This is a genomic window from Pseudarthrobacter sp. TAF60_1 (assembly GCF_052113505.1).
In the GTDB taxonomy this organism is placed as follows: Bacteria; Actinomycetota; Actinomycetes; order Actinomycetales; family Micrococcaceae; genus Arthrobacter.
Genome location: NZ_JBFRDI010000023.1, coordinates 1 through 22,999, shown reverse-complemented (window position 1 = coordinate 22,999; position 22,999 = coordinate 1). Strand labels below are relative to the sequence as shown.

Below are 22,999 nucleotides of genomic sequence, written 5' to 3'. Positions count from 1 at the left end.
GTGCCAAGAGTCCTGAGCTGCTCTACATCTGCGCCCCAAATAGCCATCAGTTTCTCCTCATACGTCGTTGGATCCGATCCAGATCGGCATCCCCAGCGGCCCCCGGCTCATCCGGAAGATCCATTGCCCCAAACCTATCCCGGCCCCCGAAACCCGTCGATGGGCACCGCTGCCCATGCACCACTCCCCATCGGCCCCAGGCGCGGGGCCGGGAAAAGCGGTCAGTGCGCGGAGAACCGGTTCCGGCCCCACCAAGCGAACGCCAGGCCGGCGACTCCCACCAGCAGCACGCCCGCCATGATGGGCAGCAGCCCGGGTCCGCCAAGGAGCCCGGTGCCATCGTTCCGGGAAACTGCGGCCGCCTGAGTGGGTCTTGCCGATTTGGTGACCGGAGTGTCCCAGTTGGATTCAGCGGACGGGCTCGCGGAAGCCGCTGAGGGCGCGATGCTGGTGGTGGCCTCCGGCGTCGGGGTTTCCTGAACTGGCGAGACCATGGGTTCCGGGGCGAAGGTGGGAACCGGCGCCGGGGCGGGTACGGCCGGAACGGGCCGCGTGGTGGGTGCTGGCGCGGGCGCGGGTGCAGCCGGCGGTGGTGGCGAGGGAGTGGCCGACGGTGGTCCGGTCGGCTTTCCCGTGCCGGGACTGCTTGGCTGGGTCTTCTGGTCGCTGGGGAGAAGCCCGCAGACCACTTCACAGCCCGGGCCGGTAGCGCCGTTATCGGCCTGCGCGGGAGCAGCCGCCGACAGGCCGGCCGTGAGCGCCAGCACCGTAATCGCCGCGGCGGCGACGCCGCCGGGCGCGGAAGAGGATCGGATCATGGTTACCTTTGCGGACGGCACGCGGCACCCCTCCGCGGCGAACTAGTGTTGCCGGTAGTCTTCTACAACGCGCCGGGGGCCCGCAAATCCTTGGATTTGCGGGCCCCCGGCGCGGGCTCGACTCAGTCCCTGTTTTCGGGCGGCAGAGCGATCTGAAGTTTGCGTGCCTTGCCGCGTCCCACAATGTAGCCGCGGCCGGGGATGAAATGCGGGCTCACCCGGCCCAGCGAAGTGCTGAGCAGGCTGTCTCCCTCGATGTCGCCCGGGTTCATCAGCAGTCCCCGGCGGCCGGACTTGAACGGCTGTGCAAGGGACCACGCAGAGGACCAGGTTGACGTCTCGGATTCGCCGATGACCCACTGGTCGGCCTTAATGGACGCCGTCACGAGTTGCGAAACGCCCGATTCCGCCACGGTGTCCGTGAACTCAGTCAGGCCTTCGATGAAGATGGCCACCTTGCCCGGGTTTCCGCTGGAATGCTCCATCAGGTCTTCCACAATCTCGGACAGGTCGTCGGCGCCTACCACTGACCGGTTCCAAAGCGGCAGCGATGCCACCGCGGACCGGCGCGAGCCGATGTACACCAGTTCCGTGTCCGGGTTGGAGCGGCGCAGCGCATAGGCCAGGCTGACCAGCGCAACGGTGCGTCCTGCGCCCGGCGGCCCCGCCAGGAGCAGCGGGCCCTTGGCCATGATCTCGGCCGGCTGGAGGGTTTCGTCGTCGACGCCGATGACCGGCAGATCCGGGCTGCCCGCGGGCAGCAGGTCCAGGTCCACCTGTTCCGGCAGCCGCTGGATCTTGGGTGCCTGGTCCAGGCCCTGGCGCAGCATTGCCTGGCTGAGCTTGTGGACCTCGCGTGCCTGGAGCGCAAGGTTGGAGTTCCCGCCGAGGACGGCCAGCTGCACCTCGAGGCCGCCCAGCAGTCCGCGTCCGGGCGGCGAGGAGGAGCTCAGCACATCCTTGGGGACGTCCATGGACAGGTAATCGTCTTCGGAGGAGAGCCTCAGCACCAGGCGGCGCTGGATGGAGGCAAGCAGCGACGCCGGTACGGAGTTGGGCCTGTCACCGGTGATGACGAGGTGGATTCCGAGGGGGCGGCCGTCGGTAGCCAACTGGAGGAAGATGTCCCACAGCGCGGACAGGTTGCTGTACTCGTAGGTCTCCCGGAACGCCGACATGCCATCGAGCAGGACGAAGATGCGCTTCTCATCCGGACGGTCCGCCAGCGACCGGTACTCGACGATGGTGGACGCCCGGACGTCCGCGTAGCGCGCGGACCGTTCGTCGGCGATGTCGCGGAGCAGTCGCAGCAGCCGGCCCACCCGCTCCACGTCGTCGCCGTCGATGATCTCGCCGACGTGCGGGAGCTCGTCAAGCATTTTCAGCCCGGAGGATCCGCAGTCAATCCCGTAGATGTGGACGGGGCCGCCGCGGGGGGTTACGGCGGCAGCGATCGCGATCCCGCGCAGGGCAGCGGACTTGCCGGAGCCGCCGGTGCCGTAAATGGCCATGTTGCCGTCTTTGTCCGGTTCGTAGAACACCGTGGGTTGGTCCTGCCGGGCGGGGTCATCCGCCACACCCAGCAGCAGGCGCTCGTCGGTCCGGGGATTGGGCAGTTTGGAGAAGTCATAGGTGGTGGCGAGCTCGTCCAGCCACGGCTTGCGCGGCGGCCGGATGGCCAGTGATTCGGCGGCGCGGACGATGTTGGTGGTCATCCTCGCGATGTCGTTGGGTCCGGCGGGAGCTTCCTTGACGGGCTTCTCCGGGGCAGGTGCTTCCCAGCTCTGCCCCGACCCGAATGCCATCTCCACGATGTCGATCTGCGGACGCTGGGGCTTGCCGGTGGTCCAGCCGCCGGCGTAGCCAGTCTGGAAGCCTTGGATGCGGCCAGGTCCGGTTTTGGCCGCACCGCGTCCCGGGATGGAGGGGTCGAAGTAGGCTGCGTCAGGAACCCCAAGGATGTCCGTGGCATCGTCCTCGTCGGCCATCCGCAGGGCCACGCGAAGGTTGGTGTTGGCGCGCAGGCTGTCCTTGATGACGCCGGCCGGACGCTGCGTGGCCAGGATGAGGTGCAGGCCAAGGGACCGGCCTCGGGCGGCCACGTCCACCACGCCGTCAACAAACTCGGGCACTTCGGTGGCCAGCGCGGCGAACTCGTCAACGATGATGACCAGGTACGGCGGGGCCTCGGGGTCGGCTTCGCGCTGGAGTGCCAGCAGGTCCTTGGCTTTCTTCCGGTTCAGCAGGTGTTCCCGGTAATGCAGCTCGGCCCGCAGGGACGTCAGCGCGCGGCGGACCAGGTGCTGGGAGAGGTCGGTGACCAGGCCCACCGTGTGGGGCAGGTTGAGGCAGTCGGCGAACGCGGCCCCGCCTTTGTAGTCCACAAAGAGAAAGCTCACCCGGTCCGGGCTGTAGGCAGCGGCCATGCCCATGACCCAGGACTGCAGGAACTCGGACTTGCCGGCACCGGTGGTGCCTCCCACGAGGGCGTGCGGGCCCTCGTTCTTCAGGTCCAGGTACAGCGGTTCGATGCCCTTGGAACCCACCAGGGCGCGGAGGGTTCCGTTGTCCTTCCGGTTGGGCACGGCAGAGGCATGGACCGAATTGTTTTCTTCCCAGCGCTCGGCGACCGCCTGCGGGTTGTCCAGGAAATCTTTGCCGATGAGGGTGGCATAGGACACCGCGCGCGGCAGGTCCGAGTCGTCCGTGACGGGCTTGCCGACGTCCACCACCGGGGCCAGCATGCGGGCCAGCTGGGCGGCCAGTTCGGCGTCGAGGCTTTCGCAGCTGACGGGATAGGTGTGCCGGCCGAGCCTGACCTGCCCGGTGGTGGTGCCGTTGTCCCCGTCCACCACCATGAAATCGCGGCAGGCGGCCGGGAGCGCCTGAATGTCGGTGGCCACCCACATCACATGGACGCCGGAGTCGGGCCCGCGTTCGGCGAGCCGGGTCAGCCTGCCGCGGTCAACCGGGGCGTCGTCCTCAACGATGACCAGGACCGCGGGCAGCACCGGTGCCGGCAGCTCGTGTTTGGCCGGGTCGATCACTCCCCTGGCATCGGGAGCGGAGCGCTTGGCGACGGCCTCCCGGGCATCGAGCAGGTCCTCCAGCCGGGCCAGGAGAGTGGAGCCACTGGCGGAACCGGCGGCCAGGTGGTCACCGGAGAGGGGGCTGTGGCCCGAGCCCACATGGGGCAGCCACTGCAGCCAATCCCACCGCTGGCGGGACTGCGCCGAGGTAATGGCCGTGACCACTGCTTCAGCAGGCGAGTGCAGCCCCACGAACTGCAGCACCATGCCGCGGGCCACATCGTCCACCAAACCGCGCGCCCCGGCCACGCCGAAGGCTCCCACCGTGCGGAGCTGGGAGACCACCGGCACCCCTTCGATGTCCCGGAACTGCTTCAGGCAGTCCTGGATCTCGCGCATGTATTCAGCTTCGGTGTCGTTGTTGTTGGGTTCCTCGAACAGGATGCGGGACGGACTGGTGCCCAGCCCGAACCGCAGCCCCAGGAATCCGAGGTGCTCCGGGCGGTGGGTCCACAGCAGCGGGCCCAGCTTGTAGATGGAGTCCACGGTGTCGCTCACCGAGGGCGCCTCCTGGAGGCGCACCGCCCGTTCCACGTGCTGCAGTTCGGTGATGTCCTGCCGGAAGGCGGCCATGGACTCGCGGAACTGCTTGAGCTGCTCCTTCTGCTGGCGCCTGGTCTGCATCTTGTGGTCCACGTAATGGCCCACGATGAACAGCGGCATCATCATCATGAAAATCACCGAGAGCATGTTTTGGGTGACCGCAAACATGACGCCGCCCATCAGGAGCGGCGCCATCAGCATGATGTACGGGAAGGCCTGGTGGTCCGGCCGTTTCGGCCCGGCGGGGGGCACGCGCTTGGGCGCGTCGAAGCGCGGAACCACACGCGGCGAGCGGTTGAAATCGACAAGGGGCGACGTCGGCGCTGCCGCATGGTTATGCCCCAGCGGCACCACAGTCACGGTGGTCTCCCCCAGTGTGACGGTGTCCGAGGAATTAAGCGTGGCCCTGGTGACGGGGAGGCCGTCCATAAGAAGGCCGTTGGCGGAGTTGGTGTCCACGATCTCCACGCTTTCACCAACAGTGATGCGGGCGTGTCGTTTGGAGGTCAGCGGGTCTGAGAGCCGGATGTCAACGTCCCGGTCCCGGCCGATGTAGCTGGTGCCGGAGGGGAGCGAGAACTCCTGCCCGACGTCGGGCCCTGAGAGGATCCGCAACGTTGCGGCGGCGGGACCGCGGTTGGCCCCGGCAGCCTTGAAGTGTTCGCTGACCTCAGCCAACGAGATCACGGAGCCCGGGCGCAGCCCCGACTCCAGCAGGTTGTCCGTCCGGGTCAGGATGTTGCCGCGGATTCCCCCGCCCACAAAGGCCTCGTCGATGCGCAGGGAAAGGTTGTCCGGTGCCGGGGATCCTTTTCTCTCGGGGTCCGCGACCCACAACTGTGTGGCGATGTCCGCCACGGTGGCGAGTCCGTCCACCGTGACGGCCAGGTCCTTGGTTTCCGCCGGCTCCCGGCGGAGTGTCAGCCGGATCCTCATCCTTCGTCCACGCCCCTCATCTTTTCCAGCAGATACAAGTCCTCCACGGTCACCAGATGGGTGGTGACTGCGTGTTCCACGAGCCGGGCACGCCGGTTGGTGGCCAGCTTTCCGCCGCCGCCGCGGAGGCCCACCACGCCAACACGGTCGAGTTTGTCGCAGACGTTGTCCAGCTTGCGGTTGAACCGGGTCAGTGCCCAGCCCAGGGTTTTGGCAGCCGCGGCCGACGACGGGATGGCACTGAAACCGGTCCCTTCGCGCCGCAGCATGGGTTCGGCCAGCGCGACGATCAGGGCCTTTTGGGAGTCGGTGAAAACAACCGGGCCGATGGTGGTGTCGCCGTTGCTGTCATCTTCACGGGATTGCTGGCGGAAGGACGGCGTTTTGAGGTGCACGGCGAACTCGTAGGTGGTGGGGCCGGCGGTGAAAATGATGTTCGTGTGACTAAACACCAGCGGTATGCGTGCGCCCGGGGACAGCCAGGCCTGCATGCCGCCGGAACCGTCCGCCACGGTGGCGGACAGCATCCTGCCCACGTTGCTGAGCCACCAGATCCCGTCATAGCGGGCCACTTGAAGGAACTGGCGGTGAAGGTACGGGTTGTCGTCCACCTCAAGATCGCCTTCCCGGCCGATGTTGAAGATTTCCTCATCGGACGGTTCGTACCATTCACCACAGAAATCTATTGCTAGATCCCCCATATTCCGTGCCTCCTCGTTGGGCAAAACGCGTGCTCTTTTGGTCAGGTGCCTGTCTATTTCGTATAGCAGGTTCCTGAGGGTCCCTCCATGGGGGACGCGGTCCCGTCCACCCTGACGATCATGACGTCAATGCAGGTGATGTTTCTGTCCGGCGGCGGTGCGACTTCGACGCGGGTCTCCTTTGCCACCTGGTAGGGCCCTGGTTGACGGGTCACGAAATCAGTGAGGCGCCACTTGTAGGTGTCGCCGTCTTTCGGCTGGGGATTCCTCCAAGAGAAGACAATCCTGCCGTTGGCGCCCATCACACCATTGAGGTCCGCAACATCCGGGACTGTCCCGTTGTCCAGGGCGTCCGCCGGGGGTTTGCTGATCTGGCTGGTCTCGGCCACCTTCGGCGGCGGGGCTGAAGACCCCAGCACGATGCCCACAATGATCGCCAGGACCAGTACGGTTCCGCCCGCCAGGGCGAGCCACAGGTTTCGTTTGCCGTGGTCAGGAGCTGTCTCCGGTGCCGTTTCCGGCGCGGCCGCGGGACGGCTGATGGTCGCGTCGAGCTCGGGTTCTGCGGCGCCATTTCGGCGGCCGGTGTGCTGGGGTGCCTGATATGCCGGGTGCTGTCCTGTCCGGGCCGGGAGCAGGCCGGGGCGCTGGACAGTTGCGTCCGGTAGGGAGCCGTAGTCGGCTGCGGCCGGTGCACTGCCGCGGAGCATCGTAGCATGGGCCCACTCCCCGGCGGGTTTGTCTGCCTGCTGGCCGGCAACCTGGCCGTCCTGTGGGCCGGCAAACAGATTGCCCGGAACCTGCGGCCGGGGCACTGACGCGGCCGCAGGGGCAGGCGCGAATCCTCCGGCGGAAAAGCCCGACGGCGGGGAGCCGGCGTCGTGGCCCTGGGGCCGGGTGCGTGCCGGGAAAGTTGGGGCGCTGCCGGTCCGTTCGGGATCGATGGCCGCAATGCTCCGGACGCGGGTCTCCTCGAAACCGTCGTCCGGGTGGCTGTCCTCTTGGGCCTCTTCGAGCACTTCAAAGGGCGTGACCGAGAGGTTCAGTTCGGCCTGGATCCGCTGCAGGGCCAGGGCGAAGGCGTGGGCCGAGGAGTACCTGGAGGCAGCAGGTTTGGCCATGGCCGTGGAAAGCGCGCGTTCCAGGGACTCGGGTACGTCGGCCCGGCCCAGGCGGGGCAGCGGCGAGTTGGTGATGCGGGAGATCAGTTCACGTTGGGAGTTGTCGGTTCCGGGCATCACGAACGGCGACCTGCCGGCGAGGAGGGTGTAGAGCGTGGCACCCAACGCCCAGACGTCCACCATCACTCCGTCGACGGGGCCGTCAACGAACTGTTCCGGCGGCGACCACGGAATGGACATTCCGGCGTCGTCATCGGCGTCGCCACCCAGGGTGCCCGAGATTCCGAAGTCCGTCAGGGCGGGCCGGTTGTAATCGGTCACCAGGATGTTGGCGGGCTTGATGTCCCGGTGGGCGATGCCGGCGCGGTGGGCGGTCTCGACGGCGGAGGCCACCTGGATGCCGACGGCCAGGACCTCGTCAACACTGAAGCGCTGCCGGCGGTAACGGACATCCAGGCTGGGACGGGAGCAGTACTCCATGGCCAGGTAGGAGTGCCCGGCCTCGGTCACTTCAGCCTCGAAAATGGTCACAATGTACGGGTGGGACGAGAGCTGGGCCATCAGGTTGGCCTCGGACTCGAACCGGCGCCTGGCGCCCTCGGTCTTCAGGTCCGAGAGGAGGACCTTGACGGCCACCTTGCGCCGGGGACGGTCCTGTTCATAAAGGTAGACGTCGGAGAACCCGCCGGAACCGAGCAAGCTGATGTAGGTAAACCCCGGGATGTGGGGCGGCGGCGCAACCGGCCGTTTGGAACTCAAAGAATCTCCTCAAAACGCAGCGAGATGTCGTCGCCCAGTTCCGCGATGTCGCCGTCGAGCAGGATGGCCATCTCGTTCTGGGCCAGGCGGCGCGGCTGCTGACCCTCGCGGACCAGCACCGTGCCGTTGGTGGCTTTCAGATCGCACAGCATCACGTGCCAGCCTTCGAGCCGGACCTCAACGTGCGAGCGTGAAATGTCGCCGCTGGGGCTGGAAACCTGGACGAGCCGCGGCATCACGCCGCCCTGCACGCGGGAAACGGAAGGCTGGCGACCGATCACCAGCGACTGGTCCAGGTCCACCAGTTCACCGGTGGAAACGCGCATCCTGCCCAGCCGTGGCCGGGCAACCTGGACGGCGTCCGGCGGCAGCGGCGCACCGCACGCAGCGCACTGGGCGTGCGTAGGCGGGTTGACATGGCCGCGGTCGCAGACCAGGGCCAGGACCAGCGGTCCGGCGCCGGACACCGGTTCCTGCACCGGTGCCGGTAGCGGGGGCGCGCCTACGCCGGCGAGGTCGCTCTTCATGATGGTCTGGCCATCGTGGTCTCCGTCGAACCCTCCGGGCTCTACGGCCGGCTCAGTGGCGGGAACAGGCACCTGGGGCAGGTTGAACGACGGCGGAACCTGCGCGGCCGGCGCGCTGCTCCCGCCGGTCCGCCACGGGACCGAGTCAATGAGGCCGCCGCCAAGGCTTGGAGCCGCTACGGCAGTTGGAGGAGGTGTGACGTTCACGGGGGCCATAGGAGGTGTGGCCGGCCCAAACGTGTTCGGTAGAGGTGTTTCCGGCAGGGCGTCAGCTTCGGGGGCTCCGGCGTGCGGAGCTGCGCCGGCGTCGGATTCCTCCGGCTCGTCGCGAACGGCGGCGTCCTCGATGCGGCGGATCACGGTTTTTTCCCACAGGTGGTCGTACGTGCCGGTCAGCTCGTGGGCGGGTACCTGTCCGTCATGGGAGGCAGACTCGACGTCCGGCGAAGGTTCGGCGCGCGCCTCCTGCGCGGGCTCGGCTGTTTCCGCGGGATAGTGGGATTCATCGTCCGTGAGCCCCAGGACCGTTTCAACCGAGACCTCGCGTTCAGTGGTTCCGCGGCTGCCGCCGTGCCGGCTCTCGGCGTCACCCTCTGATGGAACGTCAGCGTCCTGCCCGTCTACAGGTTCCCGTGTGGCGGCGGGCTCCGGTGCAACGATGACCTGTGCGTCAGCCGGTGCACGCGTCACTGCCACGGTCAGGGACTGCAGCAGGACCACGCCCTCGGTGAGCGGAAGGGCAGTCCCGGGCTGGTTGCCGCCCGCGACGGTCAGGCGGTACCACTCGGGCAGATCGAGGCGCCGCTCGGTCCAGGTGGTGACGTCGCGTCCGTTCAGTTCCACCGGCCCCCCGGGAAGCTGCACGGTCAGGTCCAGGTCTCCGCGGAGGAAGACGCGCAGCGCTTCACGGAAGTCCACGATGCCGAACGACGGGATCTTTGCCAGGGAAACACCGAAGCTACTGGTGACTGCGTGAAGAACCTCGTGTACTTCCGGGGCGTCCTCGAGCAGGTCCCACAGTGACTGGACGAGGGCCGGCGGGGTCCCGGGTCCCAGGAAGACCGCCGTTCGCGAGCGGAGGACGCCCAGCCAGGTGCCCGCTGTGTAGTTGGCGGTGGCCATCTCAGTGTTGCTCGCTTTCATCTACGTCCGCGGCCGCTCGGCTGGCGTCAACGATTTGTGCCCTGGGCAGCGTGACCTCCTCTTCCGCGTCCGCGGTGGGCCGGGGGGCGGTAGTGGCAATGCCGGCGTCGTTCATCACGTTCCTGGCGTCTACCACTATGACGGTGACGTTGTCGCGGCCACCGTTGCGCAGCGCCGCCTGGATCAGGGCATCCACGGCGTCCTGGGGGTGGGCCACGGTGCTGAGGATGCGGAACAAGTGTTCGTCGCTCAGCTCACCGGTGAGGCCGTCCGAGCAGATCAGGATCCGGTCGCCTTCCTCGACGGGCAGCAGCCAGTAGTCCGCTTCCGTCTCGTCGCCGGTGCCCAGGGCCCGGGTGACCACGTGGCGGCGGGGATGGACAGTGGCCTGCTCCGGGGTGATTTCGCCGGCGTCCACGAGTTCCTGAACCTCCGAGTGGTCCACGCTGATCTGGGCGAAATGCCCTTGGCTCAGCCGGTACGTCCGGGAATCGCCGATGTTCAGGACCAGCCAGTACGGCATCCCCATCTGCTCCACCACCACAGCGCCCGACAGGGTGGTTCCGGCCCGGGCGCCCGTAGCTTCCCGGATGGAGCCGTCGGCCCGGAGCAGGTACTGCTGGAGCACCGCCGCAGTGACGCTGCGCTCCCCGATGGCCAGCTGCGGCATGGCGGCCAGCGCACGGACGCACATGCCGCTGGCGATCTCCCCTGCTTCGTGTCCGCCCATGCCGTCTGCCACGGCAAAGACGGGGTCCGAGGCGATGAAGGAGTCTTCATTGAGCTCCCGCCGCAGTCCGCGGTCCGTGCCATAGCCGTAGCTCAGGCTGAGCCCGGGACCGTTTTCTGCGTCGGGGGAAACACTGGAGGGCTGAGGGTTCATGCCTGTCCTAGGTGGAAGGAGCGGTCACCAAAGTGGACAGTGGATCCCGGGCTGACAAAGGCCGGCACGCCCGGCCGCAGTGGCGTGCGCCGGCCATCCGGAGTGGTGACGGCGCTGCCGTTGGTGGAATTGCGGTCCGTCACCCAGATGCCGGCGCCGTCGGTCAGCAGGTGGAGGTGCGTCTTGGAAATCGAGCGGCCCGGATCCGTGACAGCCAGGAGCTGGGCCTGCTGCTCCCCCGTCTGGCCGACGGGGTTGCGCCCCACCAGGACGTTGCGGTCCAGCTGGAAGTCCCGGCCGTCGTCGAGCTTGATCCGGAGCACGGCGACTGGCACGGCAAAGGCCGCACCGCCGCGCATCTGCGTGCGGTCCAGGTCATCGTCGGGATGTGCGGCGCCGGAGTCGGGAACCGGAAGGGTTATCGCAGGGGTTACTGGCGGGTGGAACGAACTGGCGGCTGGCGGGGAGAACGACGGCGGTGCATATGTCTGTGCCGCGGTGTAAGGCTGCGGGGTGGTGGGCTGAGCGTGCTGCGAGCCGGACGGCAGGACCGGCGCAGGCTGCAGCGGCGCCGGCTGCGCGGAGGCGGAGGCGGAGGCCGGGGCGGGTGGCGCAGCATACGACGGGACGGGCCCCTGCTGGGCGTGCCGGACTGGCGAAGCGTGTTGGGCCACCGGCGACGCCACCGGCTGCACGGGCGGCAGGTCCAGCGGCGCGAAACTGTACGGACCCTGGATCCCGCCCGACGTGATGGGGTTGCGGCCCGCGTTGACGTCGAAGACCAGCGTTTTGGCCGCTGCATCGTGCCAGCCACGGAGCCTGCCGTTGGGGTCCCAGATGTTGGAAACAACCACCACGACAGCCCATCCGGCACCGATCAGAACCAGCGGCCCCAGTATGAACAGCGCGATGTCGAACCATTTGAAGATGACGATCAGCACGGCAGCCACCAGCGCTAGTATGATGCCGGCCCCGGTGACCAGGCCGCGCAGGAAGACGCCGCCTGTTCCGGGGGCGTAGCCGTCCTTGTCAGCAGTGCGGATTCCCATGACCCGGTTGCCGATGGTGGCACCGGAGCGGCCCTCCAAGCCCGCGAGGACCGCCAGATACACCAGGGTCAGTCCCATTCCGATGCTGCCGAACAGGACCAGTGAGCTTATGTCATAAATGATGAAACCGCCGCTTTGGGTGCGGGTGATGCCCGCAAAGCCGATGGCGAAGGTCACCACCAAGACCGCGACCGGTGCCAGCCAGTCCAGTACTGCGGCGCCAAGCCTTTTACCGGCCGTGGCTGGAACCAGCTCAAGATTGGCTGCCATTCCCGTTCCTCCCCCTGGAGCCGTTTGTACTACCGGGATAGTACCGGGAATCGGAGCGGCGTGCGCCGCGACGCTGTCCATCACGGCCCGTTGTGCATAGTCCACGTTGCGTCCGCTGCGGGCCGATCTGTTGGGCAGCGGGGCACCGCAGGCCGTGCAGAACGTGGCGCCGCCGCGGATCAGTTGCTGGCACCGCTGGCAGCGCTCAGGCTCGGTCATCATGATTCAGTGGGGTTCTTCCTGCCAGGGTTCCGCAGAACGGTGGTCTCATCAGCCTCGGAGGCGGCTGCCGTGCTGCCGGATCCGTTGCCCTGCAGCACAGGACCCGTGCCGCCGGCAACTTTCGGAGCGGTCTCCACCCTACCGGTGGCGGGCGGTTGACCCGCGGCATTCTTGGCCGATGGGCGTGATGGCAGCAGGAGCCCCAGCCGCACACTCCGCAGTTTCAGGGCTGTGCGGCCATCGGCCAGCAGCGACCGGGGCGAGAACCTGGCCCGCTGGCGGCGCCAGAATCCTACGGTGCCGGTGATCTCCTTCAGTGAACCGTCCACGATGGCCCAGTACTCCCGAACCTCTTCCTCGGTGGGCTGGCCCGCCCCGAAGATGGAGGCATCCGCGCGGTTCGCCAGCATGGTAGTTGTCTGTCCCGTGGCAGGGAAAGCCTCCGCAACCACCGCCGCACTTTCGCGCCGCGTCGAACGGGCGTCAATCCCGGCACCCATGTCGGTCGCCAGGCTCAGGACCTCATTCCAGCCCCCGCCAACCCGCTGCGCGGGGTGACCCGCGGTGAAACGCGCCTTCCGGCGTCGTGATTTGAGGAGCGCGATCAGCAGCAGCGGCAACGCGAGGATTGCCACCGGGATCAGGGCGACGCCCACGGCACCCAGCAGGGCACCCCAAAACAGCCACGGGTTGTTCTTCTTCTCATCCGCGTCAAGCGCATCGGGCGAGGAATCCGTAGGCAGGTCCACCGGCTCCTGCGGCGGGGGCGGCGGCTGCAGCACCTGCGGCTTTGGCTTGGACTTGTTTTCCGGGTCCGGCGGGATGGGGATGTTGTCCTTGGGCGGAGTGGGGTCGAAACTGACCCAGCCCACCCGGTCGAAGGCAACTTCCACCCAGGCATGGACGTCCTTGCCCGTGATTTTGACTTCGCCGGCGCCGTTCTCCGGGCTGGTCGGATCAGGGTAGAAACCCATGACCACGCGCGACGGGATGCCAAGGTGCCGCAGCATCAGGGACATGGACACGGCGTACTGTTCGTCGTCGCCGAGCATCTGCTTGGCGGTCAGCAGGTTCCTGATCCGGGACGAACTGTGGCCGGACACGCTGGGCAGTTGGCCCTCTGTGACCAGCCCGTTGCTGAACGCCCCGGTCTTCTGGAAATGCGCTTCGATCTGGCGCACGCGGTCAATGGGGGTGGGCGCATCGGCCGAGAGGTCGTTGGCTTGGGAACCAACCACCGGCGGGACCTCAAGGGCGTCGGGGAGCGTGATCTTCGCGAAATCGTACTGGGTCAGCTGGCCGTGCTCGAGCTTGACGGGATCGGACACCTGCACGCTGTAGGAATCTCCCTGGGACAGGCCCTGGGTGGTGACAGCGGTGTCCGTGCCCGAGTTGAAATAAAGTCCTGACGCGGCAGCGGACGCGCTCCGGTCAAAGCTCAGGCCGGTTGTCTTCCGGCCGCCCGGGACAAAGTAGCCCTGGTAGCCCTCGATGGTGATGTCCAGGGAGTAATCGTTGGTGGGCACCACACTGGCCGTGTCTGCCAGGGTGTTGATGGACGCCGTGTTTCCCACCTTGCTGAAGCTGCCGGAACCATTGGGGTCCATGTTGTAGTTGGTGCCGTTGAAGGCATCCAGGGCGCCCAGCCGGACCCTGCCGTCCCGGGGAAGTCCCTTGACCACAAAGAGGGTGTCGTCCTTCCGGTCCTTGACGAAGGTCCGGAAACTTGCCAGGGGCGTGATGTAGTCCTTGGGATCGAAAGGCGGAACCACAACGTTGCGCAGGACCTTTCGGTCGCTGCCGGCGGTGACCAGTGGCGCGGCCACGGCAGTGATGGCCACGCTGGCCGCGATGACGGCGGCAGCGGTACCGAGCCTGCGGAGCTTTGCCCGCTGAGCGGTGGCAGCGTCTGCCTGGGGCCGGTTGACCGAGATCTTCCGGGTATCGCTGCGGCGCAGCGCGTCCCGGCGGAAGGTGGCCCAGGCAATCGCGACGACGGTCAGTCCAATGCCGCGCTCAACCGTCAGGAAGGCGGCGCTGGTGCTGAAGGCAATGCCGGTGACAAAGAGCGCAAGCACCGGGAGCAGGGGCCAGTAAGGGCTCTTCAGGCGCCAGATCAGCAGGCCGGCCACCAGTGCGGTGAGCAGTGAACTCAGGAACGGGACAATCAGGACCCCGCCGGCGGATCCCACCGGAACGCCCACCGTGAGCATGTCCTTCCAGGCGAACACCACGCCCAGCAGCAGCGTGCGTAAAGAGTCGAGGCTGGGAATGAAGCCGGCGATCGCAGCATCCGGCACAGCGAGGAACGTACCGAAAACCAGGTAGGCGCCCAGGGCGAGGGCGGCGGTGATCAGCAGGCCGAGGCGCAGGTGGGCGCTGAGGGCCGCGATGCCGAGGCCCAGGATGATGCCGCCGAATCCGGAGATGAGGTAGTAGGGGTCGCCGCCGAAGCTGAGGCTGAACCCCAGGACGCCGAGCCCGAGCAAAGCAGTGAGCGCGCCGGCGTCGAGCATAAAGTGCCAGGCGGGCTGGCCGTCGGCGAAGGCTGACTCATCCTGCCGCCGCGAGGACGCCCGGGGCCGGAGGTCGGATGCGGAGCTCATGCGGCTGCCTTTCTGAGGACGATGGCCAGGTCGGCGAGGTCGCCGAGCGTCAGCACTGTCAGGTCTGCGATATTGGCGCGGCCGGGGGCTGCCCCGATCTGCAGCCGGACGGCCAGGCTCCGCACACCGGGCGGGACGGACGCGGCCGCCGAGCGGAGCTGCGTGGGCGTCACGTTGCTGCCCACCACGAAGAACACCACGGAAGCGTTGGGCACGGTGTCGGCCAGGGTCCGGGCGAGGTCGACGGCGTTGCGGCGCATGGGTGCCCCCACGATCCGTGTCATGTCGTCCAGCAGGTTGCGGCCGGTTTCGCAGCGCAGCGGCCCCTTCTGGGTGAGGACGTCGAGTTCGCGCTGCTCGCGGATGGCCTGCCGACCGATCGATGCGGCCGCGGAGATGGCCATTTCGAATTCCTGCTCCGAGGCGTATTCGTCGGTGTTGATGGAGAGGGAGATTGCCAGGTGGGCGCGACGGGTTTCCTCGAACTGGCGCACCATGAGCTTGTTGGTCCGGGCGGTTGTCTTCCAGTGGATGTGCCGCCGGTCATCGCCCGGGACGTAGTCTCGCAGCGCGTGGAAGGAGACGTCGGCGCTGGACAGATCCGTGGTGGGCATGCCTTCGAGGTCCCGGATGAAGCCGGCCGCGGAACCGGCCAGGGCCACCGTACGCGGGTGGACGAAGAGGTCCTCCGGCTCGGTCCACATCACCTGGCGGCGGAGCAGGTGCAGCGGGTCTGCCCGGACGGACCGGACCGGCCCCACCACGATGACTGCACGGCGGGCTGTGGGGATGGTGAAGAGGTCCTCATGCACCTGCTGGGGTTTCATCCTGGGCAGGTGGAAGACGGCTGTGGCATTGCCCACCGGCAGTTCCAGCGCGGCCGGCAGCAGCGGGCGCGTGGAGGTGTTGGAGACGGCGATGCTTCCTACCGCGCTGTCCCCCACTGCCACCCGTGTCCGGGCGAGGTCCAGGATCACGCCGTATGAGGACCGGCCCAGGATGAACCCGATGGCGATCAGGAAAAGGACGAACGCCGCGATGGCGGCAGCTTTTGCCTCCTGCCAGCCGAAGGCCTGGCCCGCGGTCCACAGCAGGATCGAGGCCGCCAGGACTGACCAGCCCAAAACGCTGACCACGGACAGGATGGGCCACACGTACTGCAACCACAGGCCACGGACTTTCTCCCACGCCGGAGTGAGGGCGAGCCCGGCCGTGCTGGTGGCCTCGGCCCAGACAGAGGACGGATGCAGCCTGCTTGGCCTGCCGTCCCGGTGGAAGGGTTGGCGGAGGCGTTCAGCAAGCCGGGTCAGCGGAGTGCTGCTGGACATAGGGGTACCTTTGTTCGCGCTGGAGGGTGACGGTCTGGGGCTCCGGAGAGCGTCAGACGGTGGCGCGCTGCTGCGGTGCGGCGACGTCGGACAGCACCCGGCCCAGGATGGCCTCGGCTGTGGCGCCGGAGAACTCCGCTTCCGGATCCATCACAAAGCGGTGGGTCCAGACCACGGGAGCCAGTTCCTTGACGTCGTCAGGCAAGACGAAGTTACGCCCCTGGCTCGCAGCCCAGACCTTGGCGGCACGCACCATGGCGATGGCGCCACGCACGGAGACCCCCAGCCGGCTCTCGGGCGCGTTGCGGGTTTCCTCACAGAGCCGGGAAATGTACTCCAGGACAGCCGTATCAACGTGCACGGTGGCGGCCAGGTCAGCCATGTCCGCCACAGCCTGTGTGGTGATGACTGCCGTGAGCTCCTTGGACCGGTCCTTGAGGTTGGAGCCGCCCAGCAGCTGCACCGTGGAGGCGTGGTCCGGGTAACCGATGGAGGTCTTGATCAGGAAACGGTCCAGCTGCGCCTCCGGCAGGCGGTAGGTACCGGCCTGCTCGATGGGGTTCTGGGTGGCCATGACCATGAACGGCCGGCCTGCCTCATAGGTCACGCCGTCCACGGTGACCCGGGACTCTTCCATGACTTCCAGCAGCGCGGACTGGGTCTTGGGCGAGGCACGGTTGATTTCGTCGGCCAGGACGATGTTGTTGAAGATCGGGCCCTTGTGAAACTCGAACTTCTGCGTCTTCTGGTCGTAGATGGTCACACCGGTCACGTCAGAGGGCAGGAGGTCCGGGGTGAACTGGATTCGGTTGTTGGAGCCCTGGACGGTTGCTGCCATGGCCCTGGCCAGCATGGTCTTGCCGGTGCCGGGCGCGTCTTCGAACAAGACGTGTCCCTCGGAGAGCATCGCGGTGAAAGTCAGCCGGATGACGTGATCTTTGCCGAGCACCGCCTGGCCCACGTTGGAAACGAGCTTATCGAAAGTGCCTGCAAACCATTCGGCCTGCTCGGTGGTCATGGTCATGAAAGGGGGTCCTTATCTTGAGGTGCTGGAGTTGTTGGCGGGCGTACCCGGCGGGAGGCCGAAGGACGTCCGGCTCAGTGCTTGGGCATTCCGCTTGGCGGGTTGCCGGGGTGGTTGGTGGTATCGCTGCGGACGTAGTTGCCTGCCGCGGCACCACTGGTCAGGTGGTACCAGATGCCGGAGGGATTTTCATTTGTCTTGTACCAGACCACGTAGAAGTCTGAATCTGCGGGCTGGTTCGCGGGCATCCACTTACCGCCACCGACGCAGGAGGACGGGTTGCCCTGCCGGAAACTGTCCACGCCGTATCCCGGCTCGGTGCAGCTGCGCACAGGTGTTGCCGTAATGGACCACGACGTCGGGACCGGCGGCGGCGGCGCGGCCCCGCTGCGCGAGGTGTCACTGCCGATTCGGCCTTGCTGGCCCCCGCTGATGGCGCGGACCTCCAGCGTGTGAGTTTCGCTGAAGCCGACACTCTTGGAGAAGGACCTCTGCGAGGTGTCCTGCCACGTCCCGTTATCCAGGCTGTACTGGTATCCCGTGACGGGCCGGCCGTTGCCGCTGGGCTGGTTCCAGCTCCAGGAGACCGTCTTGTCGCCGACGCCGCTACTGCTGGTTCCGGTCACGGTCGGCGCGAAGGCGAGTCCGTAGGGGTTGACGCTGTTTGATGGCGGGCTTGCGTCACCGGCCGTTGAGCTGCGGGACGAGACGGCCCAGACGACGACGGCGGTATCGGTACCGTTGGCGGCAGATACTGTTCCTCCCCCGGCCGCGATGTTGCCACTGCCTCCGCCGGAAGTCAGCCGGTACATGTACGTGATCTCGCTGGGCGCCGAGCCGTTGCGCTGCGCATCGGTCAGCGGTGTGAACCGGACGTCGATCTTTCCGCCGTCGCCATTGGTGCCGACAAGGGTGGCCGACGGCGTTCCCACCATCGCGGGCTTGCCCACTGCACGCACGGCTGCGGATTGCGCACTCGTACCGGAGGTGCCCGCCTTGTTCGTGGCGGACACCGTAAAGGTGTAGCCCGATTCGGAGTTGTCCACCGTGACGTTCTGCGTGGTGCCCGCTACCTGTTGGGATACGACCACGGCGCCTCCCCTCAGGGTGGTCAGGGTATACGAGGACACTGCGTCACCGTTGTTATTCGGAGCCGTCCAGGTCACCTTGAGCTGGCTCTGGGTACCCACCGAAGGGGCCGCCGTCGCTGACGGGGCGGCCGGAGTGGCCGGCACACCGGCGGGCACTTCGGCCGCCGAGTAGGCACTCCACTCGGACGGTTCCTTGGCATCGTTCCGGGCCAGGACACGCACCTTGTACGACACGCCGTTCTGGAGTCCCTTCCAGACGTAGCTGACGGCGGTCAGGTTTTGGATCTGGGCGTTCTGACCGGCGGGGGCCGGCGAAATCTCCAGATCGTAGGACTTGACCGGCGATCCCTTGCTGGCCGGCGCCACCCAGTTCACCGCGAGCTGCTTGTCGCCGAACTTGAGCGTCGGTGCCAGGGGCGTGTCCGGTTTGACGTCGGGCCGCACTTCAGCTGAAGCGGGTGAGCGGTCGGACTCACCGAACTCGTTGGTGGCCGAGACCTGGAAGGAGTATTTGGTGTTGTTGACCAGTCCGGTGAGCGTGCAGGTGTTCGCCGGGCAGTCCTGCCTGAAGCCTGCGCCGTACACCGTGTATCTGGTGATCGGTGAGCCACGGTCGGCGGGCGCGCTCCAGGACAGCAGGGCCGTCTGGTCCCCGACACTCTGCGCCTGCGGGGTGGTGGGTGCCAGTGGCTTGTCCTTGACGGTCAGCCGGATCCGGGCGGTGGCCTGCCTCGAGGTTTCCTGCGTCTTGTCGGCCACCGTGTAGGAGACCACCATTGACCCGCTGAACCCCGGGGCCGGGGTCACCGTGACTGCATCCCCGGAGACCTCCACATTCCCGCTGCCGGTTTCGGCGGTGGCGGCAATGATTTTCAGGGCCTGCTCCGGGAAGGGGTTGGCGTCGTTGGCGAGGACCTTGACGGTTACCGGCTTACCGGCGGCGGCATTGGGTTCGAGGTCGTCGTTGGCTACGGGCTTCGGCCGGTTCGAGGCGATGACGGACAGCTGGTAGGTGGCGGTCGCCTCAAGACCACGCGAATCCGTCGCTTTGACCTGCACAGCTCCGGAGGTGCCGGTGGCCGTTGATCCGTCCACCGAGGCCTTAAGGATCTTGCCCTCAATGCGGGCATTGAAGCTGGCAGGGCTGCCACCCACCAGTTCGTACTTCATGTTGTCCACGTCGTTACGGTCCGGGTCCGAGGTCAGCCGGCTCAGGTCCAAGTCGGCGGACTCCCCCTTCGGAACCTCGATTTTGGCGCCCAGGAGTTCGGGCGGGTTGTTGCGGTTCGGGTCGGGCAGCACCTTGGTGCGGATGCTCAGCGTGGACTTCAGGCCCGCAGGATCGTCAACGGCGGTGCCGTCGGTCACTTCGAAGCTCAGCGAGCCCGGGCCAACGTAGTCCGCGCCGGCGGCGTACTTCAGTGAGGTTCCGTCGCCGGAAATGGGATTGCTGCCGTCCGAGCCGATGAGCTTGATACGGTCGGTCTGGGTCAGGCGGGGTGACCGCCCTTCCCGGACCTTAACCCATTCCTTGAGGTCAACGTTCACGGACTGCCCCGAGATGACCTCGATGACCTCGTCCTTGGCGAGGGTGGGGACCTGCTGCCCCAACCCCGGCACCCAGATGATTGCGGTCGATTTCTGACCGTCAACATCCTCAACGGTGTACGGGATGAGCTGAGGAGCCTCGGTAAGCTCCACGATCATGTTGCCGTCGGACCCGGGGCGTGCCGTGACGGCCTCGGTGCTGATTTTGAGGTTCTCGCCCACACCGTCGGGATCCTCATCGTTTTTGAGGACGGGTACGTCCACGGCGGTCTTTCCCATGGCCTGGGCGGACGTCACCCGGTCATCGCGCGCAACGGGCGCCTTCAGCGGAACCTCGTTGTCCACCACCACCCGGATGGTGGCCTGGGCCTCGGCTCCCCGGTCATCGGCAATGCTATAGCGGACGTTAACCGTCCCGGCGGCGTTGGGGGCCAGCAGGATGATGCGGCCGCTGGTCTTGCTGACGGTGGCCTGCAGGGCGGGGTCAGCCTCGATGCCGTCCGTAAGGATGCGGATGAGGTCGCCGTCGGGGTCAGTGTCGTTGCCGGTGGCATCGACGGCGATCTGCCGTCCCGGCCGGACCTTCACCTCGTCATCCACCGGGGTGGGGTTCTGGTTTGTCTCACCCCGGGGGGCGATGCCGACCGTCACGGTCCCCGTGTTGACGGCGCCCTGGCGGTCTACCACCTTGTAGCGGAACGTGTCTGTTCCGGCCCCGTCCCCGGCCGCCGTGAAGTCGATGAAGTTGCTTCCCACGGCGGCGGTTCCCATGGCGGGGGTGCTGTCGATACCGGTCAGCTGGACGGAGTCGCCGTCGGGATCAATCCCGTCCAGCGGTACGGGAATCCGCACTGTTCCGGCGGCCACGACGCGGGCGGTCAGGTTCCGCGGCTGCGGCCGGGAGTTTTCGGCGCCTTCCAGCGGAAGGATGTGGATGGTGACAGCAGCGGCACTCTTTTGCCCCTGCGGGTCCACGGCATTGTAGATGGCCCGGACCGTTTTGGGCTGGGAGCCGGCGATGAACCGGACGGTGTTTTCGGAGACGAAACTCTTGCCGTCCACTTCGTCCACGGGCTGCGGCAGGACGGGGTCAACAGTCAGTTGCTGGCCCTGCGGGTGGGTGTCGTTTTCCAGCACCGGGATGGTGACGACGTCGTTTATGCGGACGTTCACTTCGTCGGGTTTGGGCTGGGGTGCTTCGACGACGGGGGGAGCCGGGACCGGGACCACGGCGACGCTTCCTGTGGCTGACTTGCGGCCGTTGGACATGGTGTATTCGAAGCGGAACGGGTCCTTGGTTCCAACCACATCGGTGATACGCAGGACGCTGTGGTCGATGACGCTCACCGAGGCCGTGGTGTTCTCCGGGAGCTTCACGGACTGCAGGACCAGGACGCCGCCGGACGGGTCAGAGTCGTTCGCCAGCGGGTCAAGGAGGACGCTTCCGCCGGTCGGCATGAGCGCCACATCGTGCACAGCGACAGGATCACCGGCGTCGTTGCCGGACTCGACGTCAACCCGGATCAGCCCCTGGCTGCTTTGCGGACCGTTGCTGGCGATGTAGGTCAGGTACACCGGGCCGGGGGTGGTGCTACGGAACGTGAAGGTGCCGCCGTCGGTGACGGGACCCAGTTCGGCGGGACCGTTGGCCTCAACCTGCGCCAGACGGAGGGCACCGCCGTTGGGATCGACGTCGTTCTTCAGCGGTGCGATCACCAGGTCCTGGCCTACCACCGCCGTGACGTGATCGGCGTTGACCACCGGTGCCAGCGCGCCCGGCGGCTGGACGTTGACCACCACTTTTCCGGTGACCGTGGCGCGGCCATCCCAGATGGTGACTTCGACGTTCTTTTTTCCGGCCGTGGCACCGGAGTCCTGGAAAGTCAGCAGCCCGTCGCGGCGGACCTTCACCTGGTCCTGGACGTTGTCTGCTTTGGCATCCATCAGGACGAGGTCGTCGCCGTCCGGGTCGGTCCAGTCCGTGAGGATGTTCTGGCTGACGGACTTGCCTTGTTCCACGAGCATGGTGGTGGCGTCACCGCCGCGTTTGAAGGCGGGGGGCCGGTTTTCGTCTGCCCCCACCACGTTGAGCGTGACCTGGCCGCCGGCGGAGAGTCCCCGCCCGTCGGCGGCGTTGTAGTTGAATGTTTCGGTGCCGGGCCTGGCGTCTGCGGGGACGGAGATCTGGAACGCCGTGCCGCCGTAGATGCTCTGCAGGGTCCCGGCTTTGGGTCCGGAATCGCCGACGGCGGCGGTCAGGACGTCGCCGTCGGGATCGGAGTCGTTGTCCAGGACGCTGAGGATGGTGGTGCGGCCGGGGCGGACGCCGACGGCGTCCGGTTTGGTTTCCGGCGGCCGGTTGGGTTTGGTGCGGTCCGGCAGGACGTTGATGGTGTTGTTGTCCGCCGATTCCTGGTCCTGCTCATCGGATTCGTTCTTGGGCGGCACAACGTCGTCCCAGTTGTTCACCAGCTGCATGTCCTGGTTCACCAGCCACACATTGCCCGAGTTCACATCATTGAGGACCACCAGGTCCCGGTTCACCCGAAAAACATACGACGGCGACGCACTCGCCTTGGGCACGTCCACGTTCTTATCATCAGCATCATTGACGCAGTCACGCACATACTTATTCGCCCCGGACCACGCCGCATGCACACACCCACCCAACTGCACCGGCGCGGCAGGTACACCCTCACCGCCGAACATCACCGTTTTAGCTGTAGAACCGTCCAAGGGCTGCTTCAACAACGCCTTCCGGGTCGAGATCGCCACAAAATCACCGGCCGGACCACCCTGCTGCAGCTTAGCGTCCCGCGCATTATCCAACTGCAGACGCTTGCCACCGGGCAGGAAAAGGCTCCCCGCCGCAGCATCCAACACCACCGGCTTATCCCCCACCACCGTCATCTGCAGATCCCCCGCACCCTTAAGCTCACCCCACGTGCTGGTATCCGAACTCACCACTTCACCGTTGGCATCCACGGTGGTCACGGTGACCACCCCGGACTTCGGATCCGCCGAGTACACCCGGTCATCAGCGCCAACGGCGGACACCAGGCCCTCCGAACCCACCATCACCGGCTCGGACGCCTCCTTGTCGAACCCGTTGACGTTGGACGGCGAGAGGGCCCAGACCTTGCCGGCGGCCGGATCCGTCACCGCGATCACGCCGGCACCGAAACTGACGTCCGCGGAGCCCGGCAGCTGCTTGTCCCCGCCCAGGCGCATGTTCGCAGGAGAAACCTGATTCAACGTCGAACCCGTCTCATCATCCACAAACACATCCCCGGCGTTCTGCAGAATGTCAAAGGTGGTACTCGCCGGCGTCACCGCACCAT

At 66.8% G+C, this 22,999-nt stretch carries 11 protein-coding genes; all 11 read right to left on the bottom strand.

Annotation, left to right across the window (positions count from 1 at the left end; genetic code table 11):
• Window positions 1–221: 221 nt before the first annotated feature.
• Window positions 222–818, bottom strand: coding sequence for a hypothetical protein (locus AB4Y73_RS19755; protein ID WP_441874271.1), 597 nt, complete (start codon window positions 816–818; stop codon window positions 222–224).
• Window positions 819–940: 122 nt separating this feature from the next.
• Entirely contained in the window at window positions 941–5,386 is a 4,446-nt protein-coding gene (locus AB4Y73_RS19750; protein WP_441874269.1) for an FtsK/SpoIIIE domain-containing protein, read from the bottom strand.
• Complete coding sequence (locus AB4Y73_RS19745; protein ID WP_441874267.1) at window positions 5,383–6,087, bottom strand: hypothetical protein; 705 nt, start codon at window positions 6,085–6,087, stop codon at window positions 5,383–5,385. Before AB4Y73_RS19745 ends, AB4Y73_RS19750 begins: the two co-directional genes overlap by 4 nt.
• 53 nt (window positions 6,088–6,140) lie before the next feature.
• Window positions 6,141–7,967: a serine/threonine-protein kinase gene (locus AB4Y73_RS19740; protein ID WP_441874265.1), complete on the bottom strand. Its 1,827-nt coding sequence runs from the start codon at window positions 7,965–7,967 to the stop codon at window positions 6,141–6,143.
• Window positions 7,964–9,637, bottom strand: a complete 1,674-nt coding sequence (locus AB4Y73_RS19735) for an FHA domain-containing protein (protein WP_441874263.1) — start codon at window positions 9,635–9,637, stop codon at window positions 7,964–7,966. The genes AB4Y73_RS19740 and AB4Y73_RS19735 overlap by 4 nt, the downstream gene beginning before the upstream one ends.
• Window positions 9,618–10,520 carry a PP2C family protein-serine/threonine phosphatase gene (locus tag AB4Y73_RS19730; protein WP_441874261.1) on the bottom strand — a complete coding sequence of 301 codons (903 nt, stop codon included), beginning with the start codon at window positions 10,518–10,520 and terminating at the stop codon, window positions 9,618–9,620. The genes AB4Y73_RS19735 and AB4Y73_RS19730 overlap by 20 nt, the downstream gene beginning before the upstream one ends.
• Window positions 10,517–12,061, bottom strand: a complete 1,545-nt coding sequence (locus tag AB4Y73_RS19725; RefSeq protein WP_441874259.1) for an RDD family protein — start codon at window positions 12,059–12,061, stop codon at window positions 10,517–10,519. Before AB4Y73_RS19725 ends, AB4Y73_RS19730 begins: the two co-directional genes overlap by 4 nt.
• On the bottom strand, window positions 12,058–14,667 hold the full coding sequence (locus tag AB4Y73_RS19720) for a transglutaminase family protein (RefSeq protein WP_441874258.1): 2,610 nt from the start codon (window positions 14,665–14,667) through the stop codon (window positions 12,058–12,060). The genes AB4Y73_RS19725 and AB4Y73_RS19720 overlap by 4 nt, the downstream gene beginning before the upstream one ends.
• Window positions 14,664–15,995, bottom strand: a complete 1,332-nt coding sequence (locus AB4Y73_RS19715; RefSeq protein ID WP_441874256.1) for a DUF58 domain-containing protein — start codon at window positions 15,993–15,995, stop codon at window positions 14,664–14,666. The genes AB4Y73_RS19720 and AB4Y73_RS19715 overlap by 4 nt, the downstream gene beginning before the upstream one ends.
• A 52-nt stretch (window positions 15,996–16,047) precedes the next feature.
• A complete protein-coding gene (locus tag AB4Y73_RS19710) occupies window positions 16,048–17,019 on the bottom strand; it encodes an AAA family ATPase (RefSeq protein WP_441874254.1) in 972 nt (323 codons plus the stop codon).
• Window positions 17,020–17,093: 74 nt separating this feature from the next.
• On the bottom strand, window positions 17,094–22,999 hold a 5,906-nt coding region (locus AB4Y73_RS19705), incomplete at its 5' end, for an Ig-like domain-containing protein (protein WP_441874251.1).

Excerpts from the sequence above, each read along its gene's own strand:
- AB4Y73_RS19755 (WP_441874271.1), bottom strand. The coding sequence starts at position 818 with ATGATCCGATCCTCTTCCGCGCCCGGCGGCGTCGCCGCCGCGGCGATT.
- AB4Y73_RS19750 (WP_441874269.1), bottom strand. The coding sequence starts at position 5,386 with ATGAGGATCCGGCTGACACTCCGCCGGGAGCCGGCGGAAACCAAGGAC.
- AB4Y73_RS19745 (WP_441874267.1), bottom strand. The coding sequence starts at position 6,087 with ATGGGGGATCTAGCAATAGATTTCTGTGGTGAATGGTACGAACCGTCC.
- AB4Y73_RS19735 (WP_441874263.1), bottom strand. The coding sequence starts at position 9,637 with ATGAAAGCGAGCAACACTGAGATGGCCACCGCCAACTACACAGCGGGC.
- AB4Y73_RS19730 (WP_441874261.1), bottom strand. The coding sequence starts at position 10,520 with ATGAACCCTCAGCCCTCCAGTGTTTCCCCCGACGCAGAAAACGGTCCC.
- AB4Y73_RS19725 (WP_441874259.1), bottom strand. The coding sequence starts at position 12,061 with ATGATGACCGAGCCTGAGCGCTGCCAGCGGTGCCAGCAACTGATCCGC.
- AB4Y73_RS19720 (WP_441874258.1), bottom strand. The coding sequence starts at position 14,667 with ATGAGCTCCGCATCCGACCTCCGGCCCCGGGCGTCCTCGCGGCGGCAG.
- AB4Y73_RS19715 (WP_441874256.1), bottom strand. The coding sequence starts at position 15,995 with ATGTCCAGCAGCACTCCGCTGACCCGGCTTGCTGAACGCCTCCGCCAA.
- AB4Y73_RS19710 (WP_441874254.1), bottom strand. The coding sequence starts at position 17,019 with ATGACCATGACCACCGAGCAGGCCGAATGGTTTGCAGGCACTTTCGAT.